This is a genomic window from Brevirhabdus pacifica (assembly GCF_002797755.1).
In the GTDB taxonomy this organism is placed as follows: Bacteria; Pseudomonadota; Alphaproteobacteria; order Rhodobacterales; family Rhodobacteraceae; genus Brevirhabdus; species Brevirhabdus pacifica.
Genome location: NZ_PGFI01000013.1, coordinates 350239 through 364685 on the forward strand (window position 1 = coordinate 350239; position 14447 = coordinate 364685).

Annotated in this window: 10 protein-coding genes; 2 read left to right on the plus strand and 8 right to left on the minus strand. The window is 68.3% G+C overall.

Annotated elements, in window-relative coordinates; translation table 11 throughout:
- Positions 1–14: 14 nt before the first annotated feature.
- From addA to regB, 7 genes are all read right to left on the minus strand, one after another.
- Complete coding sequence (gene addA, locus CLV77_RS13485; protein WP_076979835.1) at positions 15–3518, minus strand: double-strand break repair helicase AddA; 3504 nt, start codon at positions 3516–3518, stop codon at positions 15–17.
- Positions 3515–6496, minus strand: a complete 2982-nt coding sequence (gene addB / locus CLV77_RS13490; protein WP_076979834.1) for a double-strand break repair protein AddB — start codon at positions 6494–6496, stop codon at positions 3515–3517. The genes addA and addB overlap by 4 nt, the downstream gene beginning before the upstream one ends.
- Positions 6489–7190 carry a nucleotidyltransferase family protein gene (locus tag CLV77_RS13495; RefSeq protein WP_076979833.1) on the minus strand — a complete coding sequence of 234 codons (702 nt, stop codon included), beginning with the start codon at positions 7188–7190 and terminating at the stop codon, positions 6489–6491. Before CLV77_RS13495 ends, addB begins: the two co-directional genes overlap by 8 nt.
- The gene (locus CLV77_RS13500) at positions 7160–8242 is read right to left on the minus strand and encodes an aminoglycoside phosphotransferase family protein (protein ID WP_076979832.1); all 1083 of its coding nucleotides are present in this window, start codon (positions 8240–8242) and stop codon (positions 7160–7162) included. The genes CLV77_RS13495 and CLV77_RS13500 overlap by 31 nt, the downstream gene beginning before the upstream one ends.
- Positions 8242–8736 carry a tRNA (adenosine(37)-N6)-threonylcarbamoyltransferase complex ATPase subunit type 1 TsaE gene (gene tsaE / locus CLV77_RS13505; protein WP_076979831.1) on the minus strand — a complete coding sequence of 165 codons (495 nt, stop codon included), beginning with the start codon at positions 8734–8736 and terminating at the stop codon, positions 8242–8244. The genes CLV77_RS13500 and tsaE overlap by 1 nt, the downstream gene beginning before the upstream one ends.
- A gap of 62 nt (positions 8737–8798) precedes the next feature.
- Positions 8799–10457, minus strand: a complete 1659-nt coding sequence (locus CLV77_RS13510; RefSeq protein WP_076979830.1) for a nitrogen regulation protein NR(II) — start codon at positions 10455–10457, stop codon at positions 8799–8801.
- Positions 10458–10527: 70 nt separating this feature from the next.
- Positions 10528–11946, minus strand: a complete 1419-nt coding sequence (regB, locus tag CLV77_RS13515; RefSeq protein ID WP_418222457.1) for a sensor histidine kinase RegB — start codon at positions 11944–11946, stop codon at positions 10528–10530.
- A gap of 79 nt (positions 11947–12025) precedes the next feature.
- Here regB and CLV77_RS13520 point away from each other — a divergent pair, with 79 nt between their 5' ends.
- Both CLV77_RS13520 and CLV77_RS13525 read left to right on the plus strand, forming a co-directional pair.
- Positions 12026–12784 carry an SCO family protein gene (locus CLV77_RS13520; protein WP_233128076.1) on the plus strand — a complete coding sequence of 253 codons (759 nt, stop codon included), beginning with the start codon at positions 12026–12028 and terminating at the stop codon, positions 12782–12784.
- A gap of 72 nt (positions 12785–12856) precedes the next feature.
- On the plus strand, positions 12857–13411 hold the full coding sequence (locus CLV77_RS13525; RefSeq protein WP_076979827.1) for an ActR/PrrA/RegA family redox response regulator transcription factor: 555 nt from the start codon (positions 12857–12859) through the stop codon (positions 13409–13411).
- Here the strand turns inward: CLV77_RS13525 and CLV77_RS13530 are convergent.
- Positions 13408–14340 carry a LysR family transcriptional regulator gene (locus CLV77_RS13530; protein WP_076979826.1) on the minus strand — a complete coding sequence of 311 codons (933 nt, stop codon included), beginning with the start codon at positions 14338–14340 and terminating at the stop codon, positions 13408–13410. The genes CLV77_RS13525 and CLV77_RS13530 overlap by 4 nt on opposite strands.
- Between the last annotated feature and the right edge of the window lie 107 nt (positions 14341–14447).

The window sequence follows — 14447 nt, forward strand, 5'->3', positions numbered from 1 at the left end:
GGGTTGATTGCAACCTAGGTATCGCCGGCCAGAGGGTCAAGCGGCGCCCTCTCGGCCAATGCGGCGATGACAAGGTCCGTGGGCAGCGGCATGAGCGTCGCATCGCGCGTCCACAGGATCGCGCAATCGACCCGCCGCCCGGGGAAGATCTGTTCTGCCGCCTGGCAATAGGCCCCCATCTGGCGCAACAGGCCAAGCGGCACCTCCTGGGCGCTGGCGGGGACGACGGCGTTGGTCTTGAAATCGACGATGCGGACCGCGTCCGGTGACAGGATCACCCGGTCCATGATGCCATAGACGGGCCGGCCGCCAAGGGCGGGCAGGGGCGCGGTAAAGGGCACCTCGGCCAATGCGTCGGGCGCGAAGACGGGGTGCAGGGCAGGGGCCGACAGCACCGCCGCGGCTTCCTCCAGCAGGGCGGGGATCTCGTCGGGGCGGGCCTGGTCGCTGCTCCCCGACAGGATCGCGGCGGCGGCCTGCGGCCAGCGCGCGGCATCCATTCCGGGCAGAAGCTCCAGCAACAGATGGATCATCCGCCCTTTGCGAAGGGCCGTTTCGGTGTCCATCGGCCCGTCCGCGCCAGCCGGGTCGTGGGGCCAGGTGCCCTCTCCCGGCAGGGACTTGGCGCCGCCCAGTTCCGAAGGGGTGAGGGGACGAAGCGGACGCGCCGGGGTCGCCGCGTGCTGCTTGATCCAGTCCGGCAGGGGAAGGCCTGCCGGGGCCGTCTCGGTCTGGGTCGGATCGGCAGCGCCGGGGGCTTCTATCCGTGCGCGGTGACCGGACCAGTCGCCCGTTTCCAGCCTCAGGATGTCAAATGGGTCATCCTCCGGCGCTTCGCCCTCGCCCTCGCCCAGGGCGAGGGGGGTCGCGCCAGCGGTCTCCATCGCCTCGGCCACCCGTCCGTACCAACTTTGCTGACCCTCGCCGACATCGCCCGCCGCGGTGACGATCAGCCATTGTTCGGCCCGGGTCATGGCGACGTAAAGCAGGCGCAGCCGCTCTTCCTCGACGCTTCGTTCCATGTCCGACAGCACGTCGATGATCGCCTCGGGGCAATCCGGCCGGGCCTGCCGCCAAAGAGGCAGGTCGCGCCCGTCGCGATCCTCCATCAGGATCACCTCGTCGCGGATCTGGACCTTGCGGACGGCGGCGTCCGGCAGGATCACGATCGGTGCTTCAAGGCCCTTGGCTCCGTGGACGCTCATCACCCGGATCCGGTCGCCGGCGTTGTCGAGCTGTCGCTTGATGTCCAGCTCTCCGGCGGACAGCCAGCCAAGAAAGCCGGTCAGGCTGGGAATATCCAGCGTCTCGTAGGCAAGGGTCTGGCCAAGCAGCGCGTCGATCCCGTCTTCGGCCTCGGTGCCCAGCTGGGCGATCAGCCGTTCGCGGCCGCCGTGACGGGTCAGGATCCTCTCGATCAACTCATAGGGGCGCAGGAAATCGGCGTTGCGCAGCAGGTCGCGCAGGATTTCCATCGTCTCGGGGAATTCGTCCTGGCGCCGGCGAAGCGTCGTCCAGAGGTATTTCTCGGCCAGCGGCCGGTTGTGGGCCAGGTCGTAAAGCTGCCGTTCGCTCCACCCCAGCAGGGGCGAGCGGAGGGCGGCGGCGAGGGACAGCGAATCCTCGTTCGTGGCCAGGAAGGACAGCAAGGCCGAGAGGTCCTTGACCGCCAGCTCGCCCCCCACCTTCAGCCGGTCGGCGCCGGCCATCGGCAGCCCCTCGGCTTTGCAGGCGCGGATGATCTCGTGGAACAGATCCGACCGGCGCTGAACCAGCACCAGGAAATCGCCGGGCCGGATGGGGCGCGCGCCGCCCTTTTCGTCCGGCATCGGCGTGCCGATCATCGCCTTGATGCGCCGCGCGATCCGCCGGGCCAGCACCACCTCGTGGTGGTTCGAGGCGGGCTTGTCCACCGGATCGGTCCAGGCGGGCTTATCTGCCTCCTCGGTCTTCTCGACCACGGGCCAAAGGTCGACGCGCCCCGGCAGGTCCGACTTGAACGCCCGGTGCAGGGTTTCGCCCCCCAGGCCGTTTGCATCGCCATCCCGGAACGCCAGATCCACCAGTCGAAGGATCGGTTCGGCCGAGCGGAAGGAGTAGAGCAGGCTTTCCTCCTGCAACGGCTGCTGGATCGCGCCAAGTGCGTCACGGAAATGCAGCTTCAGCCGGTCGAAAGCGGCCGGATCGGCGCCCTGGAAGGAATAGATCGACTGTTTCTTGTCCCCGACCACAAAAATCGAGCGCTGGGCCTCGTGCCGCGCCCCCTGGCCGGAGGTGAATTCCCGCGCCAGCATCGTGATCACGTCCCACTGTGCCGGAGAAGTGTCCTGTGCCTCGTCGACCAGTATGTGGTCGATGCCGCCGTCCAGCTTGAAGAGGACCCAGTCGGCGACGGCCGGATCGGTCAGCAGGCGGCGTGCGCCCAAGATCAGGTCGTCGAAATCAAGCCAGCCGCGCTGTTGCTTACGGGCCGAATAATCCGGCAGGAACAGGTTGGCCAACCGGTGCAGCGCCCGCGCCCGTTGCAGCGACATCAGCGCCATGCGCCGGGGCCGTCCCGCCGCCACCCGCTCGAACCAGTCGTGAAGCGGCTCCAACAAGGGGCCGAGGGCGGTCCGCGTATCCTTGGTCGGTGTGCTGCCGGTCTTGACGGTGAAGGGCTCCTTGGCGGTTTCGCCGGTCAGGAAACACCCCTCCAGCTCGCGCAGGACAGCCAGGGAAGGGGGGCGCGCCACGATGGCACGCAGCTTCTTCAACAGCCCCTGGTCCGAGACTTTGCCCGCCTCCAGCGCCGGGGCGATGGCGGTGACAAGATCCTCCTCCTCGCCGGTCAGAACGTCGGCCAGCAGGCGCTCGACACTGTCGTTGGCATCAAGGCCGCAGCACCGCAGGAAGGCGCCCTCGTCCAGCGGTTGCAGAAGGATGTCGGCGCGGGCCACGATCCCCGCCAGCAGCGCCGTCGGATCATCCCCCGAAAGGAAGGTCGCCATCGTGTCGATGGCCCCGACACGCCCGTCCGAAGCCATTTCCTCCAGAACCTCCTCGCGCAGCAGGGCAGCGGCGCGGTCGTCCATCTCGGTGAAGCGCGGCGAAACGCCGGCCTCCAGCGGAAAGCGGCGCAGCAGCGTGGCGCAGAAGGAATGGATCGTCTGGATTTTCAGGCCGCCGGGCGTTTCGATGGCCCGGGCAAAGAGGGTGCGGGCCCGCTTGCGGGCCTCGGGCGTGTTCTCGTCGGCAGGCACGCCAAGGGTTTCCAGCTCCTCGGCAAGCTTCTTGTCGGCAAGCATCGCCCAGGCTCCAAGCCTTTTGAAGAGCCTGTTTTGCATCTCGGACGCGGCGGCCTTGGTATAGGTCAGACACAGGATGCGTTCGGGCAGAACCTCCTTCAGCAGAAGCCGCGCCACCCTATCGGTCAGCACCCGGGTCTTGCCCGAACCGGCGTTGGCCGACAGCCAGGTCGATGCCAGCGGCTCGGCCGCGCGTACCTGGGCCTCGGTGGCGTCGTCGCGTCGGATCATCCCACCTCCTCCGGCCCGGGTTCGCTGCTTTCGTCCCACTCGCCGAAGCGCGCCAGATGGTCGTAGTCCCGCGCATCGGTGCGCAGGTTCATCGCCCGGCGCGAGGTATAGCCGCGCTCGGGCATAGACCAGGCGCGGATCAGCTCGGCCAGATCGGTCCAGATCGCTTGGGCGGTTCCGGGCTCCAGCCTGTGCACCGTCGTCTTGGGCTTGCTGCCGAGCGAGATGTAGGTGACGGCCGAGACGCTGGCGCCGGCGCAATCCTCGAACGCGCCCTGCTCGATCATCGCGGCTTCCAACAGGAGCTGCTTGTCGAAATGCTCGATCATGGGTTTCGTCGGAGCCTCGCCGGTCTTGTAGTCATAGACCACCATCGTGCCGTCGTTCTGCCGGTCGATGCGGTCCACCTTGCCGGTGAGGGTGAAATCCAGATCGCCGAGGGGCAGGGTGCGCTTTTCCTCGATCACCAGAGGGGCGCCCTCCTGCCGGCGGCGGATCTCCTCCTCGATAAACCAGTCTGCGACCCGGTCCAGCCGCGCCAGCCAGATCCGGCGGGTGGTGGGCCAGGGCACGTCCTGCTCCATCCGGCGGGCGGCGATGCCCATCAGAAGGTCCCGTGGCTCCTGTGGAAGAGCCGCTTTTGTCTCGCGGATGAATTCGTCAAGGATGTCATGCAGAACCGTGCCGCGCAGGGGCGGGTCGGGTTCAGGCCGTAGCGGATCAAGCTTATTGAGGCGCAGCACGTGGCGGGCATAGATCGCGTAGGGATCGCGGATCAGCGTCTGGATACTGGTCACCGAAAGGTTGCGCGGCCGCGCGTGGACCGGGGGCCTGGGCGAGGGGCGTCGCGCCGGCGGCAGGGGCCGGGCCGGGCGTTCCATCGCCGCGGCGAGGTCCAGGTATCGCCGGCCTCTCGCGCGCATGGCGTCCAGCACCTCGGGCCCGTCCTGATCGCCCGACAGGCCGTTCAGCAGGTTGACCAGACGGTTCAGCCAGCGGGAGGGGACGGTCTCGGCCTCGGCGTTGCGGATGGCGCGGGACAGGAGGACCCGGGGGGCGGCAACCGCCTGCTGGAAGTCATGGGCCGACAGGCCGATGCCGCGTTCCGGCAGCAACAACCTCGCCTGGTGGCGAAGCGACCGGTTGAGCCACGGATCGGGGGTCGGCATGGCGGGCCATGTGCCGTCGTTCAAACCGCCCAGAACCACCAGGTCGGCGCCCTGCACCCGCGCCTCCAGCGTCCCCCAGATCATCACGTCGGGATGCGCCTCCTGGGTGCGGCGCACCTCTTCGCCCGACAGGAGCTTGTCCAGAAGGGCGGCGTAATCCGCCGGGGTGATGGCGGCACAATATTCGGCCTCGGCGCGCATTTCGGCCAAGATTCGAGCCGCTTTCTGGCCCGCGTCCTTCTGCCAGAGCTCGCCTGCCTCATCCGTCGCGCCCTCGCGATCCGCAGTTTCCACACCGTCGGGCGTCTGACCAAGGGCCAGGGCCTCGGCCACGGCAACGTGGCGGTCGACGATGCGCCCAAGGGGGCCGGTCCCCACGCCGCCCAGCCCGTCCAGCGTGCGCGCCAGCCAGTCGGTCCAGGCCACCGCGCCCGCCTCGTCGCGACGGGCGGCCCAGGCGCGCAGGTCATCGTCTGTCGGGAACACCGGGCCCGAGCGGCGCAGCGACAGCTCCAGCTCCCGCGTCAGGCGCAGATGCTCGCCCCGCCCGGCCGGGCCGGAATGGGTCATCGGGTGCTTGAGCAGGGTCAGCAGGCTCTCGGCCGAGAGTTTCTGATCGATCAGCGCCGCCACGTGGCGCAGGAAACGCCCCGGCGCCGAGAGGTGCAGCGGCATGCCCGCGCTGTCGTCGGGTCGAATGTGCCAGCGGTCCAGCGCCGCCGTGACCTGGCGCGAGAGCATCCGGTCGGGGGTGATGAGCGCCGCGCGCCTGCCCTCTGCCACCGCCTCGCGCAGGCTGAGGGCGATGGCCAGCGCCTCGGACCGAACCGAAGGCGCCTCGATCAGGTCCACAGCTTCCATGGCGGGGGCAACGGGGCCAAGCGCGGGGCCCTCGGACATCCACTGATCGGTGACGGGGGCGGGGCGCAGCGCCAGCGAGACCAGCGCATTGCGCGCCCTTGGCTCGGGCGCGCCGGGGCACCAGTTGGCAACCTCGGCCGGCTGCATGTCGAGGCTGTCGAGCAACCGCGCGAAACGGAATTGCGGGTGATCCTCGGCGGTGAAGGCATCGTCCAGCGCCTGCCAGCCATGGTCGGGCATGGCGAAATCGAACCCGGGCAGCACCACGGCGCCCTGGGGCAGCCGTGCCACCGCTTGCAGGAAAAGCGAGGTTGCCCCCCGCGACCCGGTCGAACCCGCCACGATCACCGGGTTCTGCGGCGGCGCGGTCTGCCACAGGGCGATCAGCCGTTCGATCGCGGCGCGCTGCCGGGCCTCGCGGTCCATCTCGGCGCCGCCGGTCTCGAGGAAGCGTGTGACGAGGTTCAGGAAACGCAAACTGCGCTGCCAATGGCCGGAAAGCTGGCCGACATCCAACCCTTCCAGTCGTTCGAACGGAACGCCCTCGCCCTGCATCTCGTCGAGAAGGGCGGCAAGGCTGGCCGCCAGGTCGAAGATCGCCGCGCGGGGGGCAAGGTCAGGCTCCTGTTCCAGCAGGCGGGCGATGAGTTGTGCCAGCAGAAGCTGTCGGCGCAGGGGCGGCAGGGCCGGGGGCAGATCGGCCAGGTCGGGATGGGCCGAGACATCGGTAATCAGTCGGATGCGGGGCAGCAAACGGGGCGTGCCATCCGCGAAAAGCTCGCCCACCCGCCGGGCCATTCGCCGTGTGTTGACGTAAAGATCGACCCGCGCCAATTCTGCGGGGTCCGCCCCCTCAAGACGCGAAAGCAGGCCCTTTACAAGGTATTTCGGAAAATCACAGCCCGGTGGCAGTGCCAGGATCCGGGGCTGCCCCGAGGGGTCAAACAAGACCACCCTCCGTCAGCATGGCCTCGGCGGTCTCGATCCCCTCGGGGCGGCCGACGTCGCACCAGCCGCCGTCGTGCAGCGTGCCGTAGGTCCGGCCGGCGGCCAGGGTCAGGTCCCACAGCTTGTTCACCGAGAAGGAGGTTTCGGGGATGGTCTTCAGCAGGTCGGTGCGGATGATCTGCGCCCCGGTGTAGACCTCACCCGGGCCGCGGCCGATACGCCCGTCGGGGGACAGGATGAAATCGCCCTTGCCGCGATAGCCGGTCGCGCGCGCCCGGGGCACCAGCAGCAAAAGCGCGTCCATCCGCGTCGGATCCCAGGCCGAAAGCAACTGGCCCAACGGGTTCGATCCCGTCCAGATCGCGTCTGTGTTCAGGGTAAAGACCGGATCCGGCCCCAGCAGCGGAAGCGCGTGGCGCAGGCCGCCGCCGGTCTCGAGGATCTCGGGCATTTCGTGGGAAATGCGGATATCCTCGCGCCCGGCCAGGTGGTCGGCGATCTGCTCGCCCAGGTAATGGGTGTTGACCACCTTGCGCGGAATGCCGGCCCGGTCGACCACATCCAACGCATGATCCAGCAGCGGCTTGCCCCCCACACGCACCAGCGGCTTTGGCATGTCCCGGGTCAGCGGGCCCATGCGCGTGCCGAAGCCGGCGGCGTAGATCAGGATGCTGTCTGGACTGCTGGCTGGCATCGGTTGGCCAATCCTTTCAGGATGTCTGGGGTGGGTTCGGGCAGGTGCCGCTCTACGCTGGCGCGAAGGTCTGCAAGCGCGGGGTGACGCAAGTCGCGCTGAAGCAGGTTCCAGACCCGGGGCACGAAGGCCAGATAATGGGGTTTGCCGTCCCGCAGGCCCAGCCGCGCGAAGACGCCCAGGATGCGCAGGTTGCGCTGGGCAGACAGCGTGTCGCGGGCGCGCAGGAAATCGGCCCGGTCGAACCCGGTGGCCTTCAGGAAACGGTCGGTCATCGCGTCAGACAGCGCCTCGGGCACGTCCCGGCGGGCATCTTCCAGAAGCGAGACGAGGTCATAAGCCGGGTGGGCCGTGGTGGCGTCCTGGAAATCCAGCAGGCCGACGCGGGCCTCACCCTGCCGCTCGGGCAGCCAAAGAAGGTTCTCGGCATGAAAATCGCGCAGGGCGATGCTGCGCGGTCCCTGGCAATGCTCAAGGCAGGCGCGCTCCACCTCGTCCTGGAAGGTCTGCTCCAGGTCGGGATCCTCCTGGCCGGTGAGGGCGCGGCGATACCAGCTGATGACGAGCGAGGCGGCCTCGGCCATATGGCGGGCGTCGTAATCCTCGATCGGGGCGGGGGGCCGGGATTGGGCAAGGCTGATCAGAACGTCGGTCGCGGCCTCGTAAAGCGGGCGTTCCAGTGCCGGGTCGCGGGTCAGGACGCGGGCATAAAGATCGTCGCCCAGATCCTCCAGCAACAGCAGGCCCAGCGCCTCGTCGCCGGCGAAGACGCGGGGCGCCGAAAGGCCCAGGTCGGCCAGGTGTGCGCCGATGCGCAGGAAGGGGCGCACGTCCTCGCCGCGCTCGGGCGGTGCGTCCATCAGAACGGCGGCGCCGTGGCGGGGGTGGTGCAGCCGTTCATAGCGGCGGTTCGAGGCGTCGCCCGCCAGCGGGCGGCGCTGTGCCTCGGCCCAGCCGGCGGCCTTGAGAAAGGCGCGGGTAGCGGCGGCGCGGTCGCCGTTGGTGGCGGTGTCCTGTGCCGGCGCGCGCCCGGTCCGGGTGGGGGTCTGCATCATTCTTCGGTCTCCAGCCTGCGGGCCCATTCGGCGGATCCAGACAACGTGGCAATTCGGCGGTCAGGGTTGCCATCCTCGCCCGCGTCGGCGCGCAGATCCAGGCGCAGCGCGCCCTCGGGCTGCAACCCGCCAAGGCGCCCCGGCCATTCCACCAGACAGATCGCCTGGTCGAAGGCTTCGTCAAGGCCCAGCTCGTAGGCCTCGGCGGGATCGGTCAGGCGATAGAGGTCGCAATGCCACAGTTCGACATCGTCGAGGTCATAGACCTGAACCAGCGTGAAGGTTGGGGAAGGGACATCCTCGGACCGGCCAAGGGCGGCAAGCCGCGCCTGGATGACGGAGCGCGCGAAAAAGCTTTTGCCGGCCCCGACCGGGCCTTCCAGCAGAAGGGTGTCGCCCGCGCGCAGCATGGGCGCGAGCGCAGTGGCGAATGCCAGCGTCGCAGCCTCTGATCCCAGAGTGATCTCCTTGATGATGCGGCGGTCCGGCATGGGCCGAGTTTTAGACGAGCCATCCCCACCCGCAAGGGTCCGGGGGAGATTTGCTCCGTAGCCTAGCCCAGGGCGGCGGATTTCGGCACAAGCGCCGGGGCTCTGGGCATTGCCTCGGCCGCCCATTGAAAGCCGACCAGGGTGGCGCCGCCCGGCATCGGGTTGACCCGCAGCTTGACCTCGAACCCCTGGCGGTGGCGCAGGCTCGCGCTCCAGGCGCCGCGCTCTTCGAGGGAGGCGACGAAATCGCGGATCTCGGCCCAGACCGGAGAGGGATCACACGCCTGGGCCCAGATGCGCGAGGCTTCGAGGATGTCGGTATCGGCCAGCACCGCGCCCGGCGCCACGTTCCAAAGATCCTCGTAGGAAGGGTTTGCCAGCACCAGCGTCCCGCCGCGCGAGAACACGGCCAGCGCCTCGCCGCACAGGTTCAACAGCGCCTCGTGGGTTTCCAGGTCGGCGCGAAAGCCCCGGATCGTGCCCATTTCGGCGCTGATGTCCTGAAGCACCAGCGCCAGGGCGCCGTCGTCGTCGGCGCGGCAGCTGACGCGGTAGGTCTGACCGTTGGGCAGCGGCCAATCGGCATCGTAGCCGGCCGGATCCTCGAGGAATTTCTTGCGCCAGGCCCGGTAATCCCGTGGCTCGGGGATGAACTGCCGCTCGCGCAGCCGGTCGAGGATCTGGTCCAACCGGGGCCGACTGCTCAGCCAGGCGGGATCGAGGCGTGTCAGCTCGGCCAGCATGGGGTTGAAAAGGATCAGGCGCTGGGCGTCGGCGTCGAAGATGGCAAGCCCGGTCGGCAGCCGGGCGAAGGTCTTGGCCAGGGTTCGCGTCACCGGGTTGAGCGATGATCGCGTCCCGTCGGCCAAGTGGGCGGGCAGGGCGTGGCAAAGCGTCCCCTCGGTCCTGGGGCGGCGATAAACATCGTATTCGCACAGGTCCCTGCCGTCCTGCACCAGCACAGCGCGCTGGGGCTGGTCGTCAGAAATGGCGGCATGGGCCGGATCCTCTGCCGGGGGCGGGAAGATCGCGGGCGGCGGCCAGGTTCCGGCCTCGTACCCCGGGCAGCAGGCAAGGTAGGCGGGGTTGGCCCAGATGATCTCTCCGCCGCTGCCTTCGGCCCACGTGGGGGTCGGGTCCAGGGCCACGATCTGCCGCAGGAAGCGCAGCTCCTGCTCGGCGGCGGCGTGGCTGTCGCGGGTCAGCGTGATCGTCTCGTCGGCCTCGCCCGCAGGGTCAAGGGTGACGAAGGTCAGCCCATGCAGCCGCCGGGCGCGCAGGATCCGGTCGCCCGTCGCGTCCCGGTGGCGCAGGACCAGCCCCCTGTCCGGCAGGTGGCGGCAAAGGGCGCGCGCAGCACCGGGAACCATGCGTTCCAGTGCCCGAAGTGCCAGGTCCCAGTCCGATATGTGAACCCCGGCCTCCCGGGACGTGCGCAAGGCCTCAAGCCCGGCAGGCGAGGTGTCCAACAGCTCCCTTCCGTCAAAAAGAAGGCGAATGCCGTCGGCCTCTTCACATGGCGAACCCTCCTCGGCGGGATCCATCACCCGCAGGGGGTCCGGGGGCGTAAGCCCTGCCAATAGCGGACCGCCGGCGGTGGACCAGCCGTCCCGCGCGCCGGCATGCACCCTGCGCGACGCTGCCAGCGTGAGCATCACCACCAACAGCGCAGGCAGCGCCCCGCCCAGCATCCAGGCCATATCGGCAAATGGCTGTGTCATTCCTGCCCGCCCTTTCTTCCGCGACCGGAGAAGACTGGGCCCGCAAGGTTAATCCCCGCTTAATGGCGGCTCAGGGCGAGAAAGGCTGGTTTTCTCCCAACGGGCCCTTGGCGGCCTCGGGGTCAATGCAGATGGCGGCCAGGGGCCAGGTGACCTCGGCGATGGCGCCGCTTCGGGTCAGCGGCCCGGCGACGCCACCCGCAGGGTCGGTGCCATTGGCGAAGTTCACTTCGGCGCCAGAACGCTCCAGCAGGGTCTTGGCGATGAACAGGCCCAGCCCCATGCCGTCATAGCCGGGTCGTCGGGCGCGGTCGGCCTCGGACCGGCGATGTCGCAGGAAAGGGTCGCCCAGCCGCCCCAGCAGATGTGGCGGGAAGCCGGGACCGTCGTCGATGATGCGGGCCGAAACACGGGTGTCGGTCCATTTCACGTCCACCCAGACATGGGCATCGGCGAAATCGACTGCGTTCTGCACCAGGTTGCGCAGCCCGTGGATGATCTCGGGGCGGCGATGCACCAGGGGCTGGCGGGGATCGCCCCCTTCGGCGGGAAGGAAGGTGTAATGCACCTGTTTCCCACGGCTCAGGTGCGGCTCGGCGGCCTCGGCCACCACGGCCTCAAGCGGGGCCTGGTGCATGTGCAGGTCGTCCTTGCCGGCCCTGCCCATCGAATGGAGGATGTCGCGACAGCGATTGGCCTGCTCGCCGATCAGGCGCGCATCTTCTTGAAGCTGAGGCTGATCCTCCAGCTCCTCGGCCAGTTCGGCCGAAACCAGCTTGATCGTCGCCAGCGGCGTGCCCAGCTCGTGGGCGGCGGCGGCAACCACGCCGCCCAGGTCGGTCAGCTTCTGCTCGCGCGACAGGGCCATCTGGGTGGCCAGCAGGGCGCGCGACATCGACTGGATCTCGCCCGTGACCTTCATGGCATAGCCGGCCTCGAACACGATCCCGATGGTGATCGCCAGCCAGAAGCCGAACAGAAACAGCGGGCTTTGCTGAAGGACCAGCCCCTCGGAGGTGTGCAGCGGCGTGTGATAAAGCGCCAGGACGCTGATCAGCGCGATCGCCGCCAGCCCCAGGATCACGGTCGAGCGCAGGCGCAGCGCCGTCGCCGAAATCGTAACCGGCGCCAGGATCAGCACCGCGAACGGGTTGTTCAGACCCCCGGTCAGATACAGCAGTAAAGCCAGCTGCGAGATGTCGAAAAGCAGGGTCAGCATCGCCTCGACATCCGACAGCCGCTTGGTTGGCGGATAGACGACGCTGGCGATCAGGTTGGCGGTGATCGAGATGCCGATGGTCATCATCGCCAGGCTCATGTTGAGCTGCAGGTCCAGATAGACCGTCGCGATCAGCAAGGCCGCCGCCTGGCCCGCCAGCGCCAGCCAGCGCAGGTGGATCAGGGTCCTGAGCCGGATCCATCCCCCCTTGCCTGTCGATTGAAGCGGGTCGGCCGCGCTGTCATCCATCCGGTCGGGTCCAAGTGTCACATCCATCAGCCCGCGAGTATTATCTAGATAAGGGCCAATGGAAAAGCGGCCATTGGCTGCGGGTCGGAAAGGTCGAGCCTTGAGAAAATCTTATGTCATAGCGGTTTCAGCCTTGGTTCTGCTGTTGCTGGGCGTCCTCGGGTACATGGTCCTTGTCGGACCCGACCGCATGCGCCTTGCCTCCTGCGAGGGGGCGGGGGTCGCGGGGGCCGACATCGGCGGGCCCTTCACGCTGGTCGACGAGACGGGCCGCACCGTCACCGACAAGGATGTCATCACCGGCCCGACCCTGGTCTATTTCGGCTTCACGAACTGCCCCGATGTCTGCCCGGTCGACTCGGCCCGCAACGCCGTTGCCGTCACCCTGCTGGAGCAGCGCGGCATCGAGGCGACGCCGGTGCTGATCACGGTCGATCCCCAGCGGGACACCCCCGCCGCCCTGGCCGAATACACCGACAATTTCCACGAGCGGATGCTTGGCCTCACCGGCAGCAAGGAACAGATCGCTGACGTCACCAGCACCTACCGCGTCTATGCCTCGCGCACGGTTATCGAGGACGAGGCCGACCACGACGCGGCCAAGGCCGACGAGGGCGCGATGAACGGCGCGGCCGTGACGGGAGAGGCCATGAAAGAAATGGACCACTCGGAGATGAAGATGACCGAGGCCGAAGGCGGCGAGGCCCCCGATCACAGCGGCCACGGCGAGATCCGGGTCGATCACAGTGCTTACACCTACCTGATGCTGCCCGGCACCGGCCTGGCGGATTTCTTCGATCGCGAGATCAGCGCCGAGGGCATGGCCGACCGCGTATCATGCGCCTTGCAGAAAAACTGATACCTGCGACATTGTAAGTCCGGTCCAGGGGGCCGGGAAGCCTTTGCAACCAAGGATGAGAGGGAGCGGTTTATGTCGGACAGAGAGCTGCGTGAGATCGGGCCTGACAAATCCCTTCTGCTGGTCGATGATGACGAGCCGTTTCTGCGCCGTCTGGCGCGTGCCATGGAAAAGCGCGGCTTTGACGTGGAGACCGCCGATTGCGTCGCCGCCGGCCGCGCCATCGCGACGGCCCGCCCGCCCGCCTATGCCGTGGTTGACCTGCGGCTTGAGGATGGCAACGGTCTCGACGTGGTCGAGGTGCTGCGCGAGAAGCGCCCCGACAGCCGGATCGTCGTTCTGACCGGCTATGGCGCCATCGCCACCGCCGTCACCGCCGTCAAGATCGGCGCCACCGACTACCTGTCCAAGCCCGCCGACGCCAACGAAGTGACGGCGGCCCTGCTGGCAGACGGCAGCGACCTGCCGCCGCCGCCCGAGAATCCGATGTCCGCAGACCGGGTGCGTTGGGAGCATATCCAGCGGGTCTACGAGCTTTGCGATCGCAACGTGTCCGAGACCGCGCGCCGGCTGAACATGCACCGCCGCACCTTGCAGCGTATCCTGGCCAAGCGCAGCCCGCGCTAACCTTCCTGCGGCGGTCGCCCGGCGACGGGGGCCACCGTCTGGGCCGTTGCGGCCGTCCGTTCCAGCCAGTTGACGAAGATGCCGACGCGGCTTTGGCGCGGCGGCTCATCCACGCCCGTGGGCAGGATCAAGTGATAGCCGAGGCCGCCGTGCTCGCCCTGAAACAGGCTGACCAGGCGGCCGTCGGCAAGGTCAGCCTCGACCAGGGCCATGGGTTGGATCGACAGGCCATAGCCCGCCCTGACCGCCGACAGGGCCATGCCGTTATTGGACAGCTCTCGACTGTCCATTGTCGAGAAATCCAGCCCCAGCGCGCCGCCCCAGTTGCGCTGTTCGGATGCGGCGCGGGACGTGTACCAGGTGTATCCCGTCAGCTCGTCGATGCTGTGGGGCCGCCGGGTTGCGAAAAGGCCGGGGGACGCCACCACCGCGAAAGGCGCCATCAGCAGGGGCTGGGAACGGACCCCGGGCCATTCCCCTTCGCCGAAGCGAATCGCGAGGTCGATGCCATCCCGGCGCAAATCCACCAACCCGGCCGAGGGCAGGAGCGCCAGCTCGACCTCGGGGTGGCGCCCCCAGAAATCCCCCAGGCGCGGCATCAGCCATGATTCCGCGAAGGCGGGGGTCAGCGACACGCGCACGGGCCGGTCGGCGGCCCGCGCCGACAGGGCGTCGACCCCCGCCGCGATGGTGTCGAAGCCATCGCTCAACGCTGCCGCAAGTGCCGCACCGGATTCGGTCAGCGCCATGCCCTGCCCCTCGCGCCGGGCCAGGGGTTCGCCGAAATGCCGCTCCAGCGCGCGCACATGCTGTGACAGGGCGGCGTGGGTCACGTTCAGTTCGGCCGCCGCCGCCGTCAGGCTGCGCAATCGCGCCACCGCTTCGAAGGCGCGCAATGCGGCAAGGGAGGGGATACGCGACCAGTCCATCCCTAAATGTTAGCACAGCTTACAACTTGAAATCCATAGAAACTGGCTTTTGCCCGTGTATGGCGGCAAAAATCCGTCAGTCTCTATTGGAGGAAAGCCGATGCTTA

Bases quoted from the DNA above. Each gene is read 5' to 3' on its own strand.
- addA (WP_076979835.1), bottom strand. From the start codon at position 3,518: ATGATCCGACGCGACGACGCCACCGAGGCCCAGGTACGCGCGGCCGAG.
- CLV77_RS13510 (WP_076979830.1), bottom strand. From the start codon at position 10,457: ATGACACAGCCATTTGCCGATATGGCCTGGATGCTGGGCGGGGCGCTG.
- CLV77_RS13525 (WP_076979827.1), top strand. From the start codon at position 12,857: ATGTCGGACAGAGAGCTGCGTGAGATCGGGCCTGACAAATCCCTTCTG.
- CLV77_RS13500 (WP_076979832.1), bottom strand. From the start codon at position 8,242: ATGCAGACCCCCACCCGGACCGGGCGCGCGCCGGCACAGGACACCGCC.
- CLV77_RS13530 (WP_076979826.1), bottom strand. From the start codon at position 14,340: ATGGACTGGTCGCGTATCCCCTCCCTTGCCGCATTGCGCGCCTTCGAA.
- tsaE (WP_076979831.1), bottom strand. From the start codon at position 8,736: ATGCCGGACCGCCGCATCATCAAGGAGATCACTCTGGGATCAGAGGCT.
- CLV77_RS13495 (WP_076979833.1), bottom strand. From the start codon at position 7,190: ATGCCAGCCAGCAGTCCAGACAGCATCCTGATCTACGCCGCCGGCTTC.